Raw genomic sequence first — 682 nt, forward strand, 5'->3', positions numbered from 1 at the left:
CGGGTGCGTTGTCATTGGAGGATGCGGCGCGTGTGGTGGCGCTGCGCAGTCGGTTGATTGCTGGTGAGCTGGCGGGGTTGGGCGGCATGGTGTCGTTGGGTGTGTCGGCGGACGAGGTCCGGGGATGGCTGGAGCGGTGGCCCGGGCGGCTGGCTCTGGCGGCGGTGAACGGTCCGCGGTCGGTGGTGGTGTCCGGTGAGCCGCAGGCGTTGGAGGAGTTGCTGGCCGGGTGCGAGGCCGATGGGGTGCGGGCGCGGCGGGTGGCGGTGGACTACGCCTCGCACTCGGACCAGGTGGGGCGGATCGAGGAGGAGTTGGGTGCGGTGCTGGCTGGTGTCGCGCCCATGCCGGGACGGCTGCCGGTGTATTCCACGGTGACTGGCGCGCTGTGCGCGGGGGAGGAGATGGACGCGGGGTACTGGTACCGCAACCTTCGGGGAACGGTGCGTTTCCAGTCGGCGATCGACGCGTTGTTGGAGCAGCGGTTCGGTGTGTTCGTGGAGGTCAGTGCGCATCCGGTGCTGGTTCCGAGCCTGGTGGAGAGTATCGACGAGGCGGGCATGGACGCGGTGGCGTTGGGGACGCTGCGCCGTGGGGAGGGCGGCCAGGAGCGGATGGTGGCCAGTGCGGCCGAGGCGTGGGTCCATGGTGTGGAGGTGGACTGGGCGTCCCTGCTGCCGGT

General features: G+C 70.7%; 1 protein-coding gene. It reads left to right on the forward strand.

Annotated features, from left to right (window positions below):
• Positions 1-35: 35 nt before the first annotated feature.
• Positions 36-682 (forward strand): acyltransferase domain-containing protein (locus PV419_RS52970; RefSeq protein ID WP_319701262.1); only part of this gene is annotated, 647 nt, incomplete at its 3' end.

This window comes from Streptomyces sp. ME19-01-6 (genome assembly GCF_033793745.1).
GTDB lineage: Bacteria > Actinomycetota > Actinomycetes > Streptomycetales > Streptomycetaceae > Streptomyces.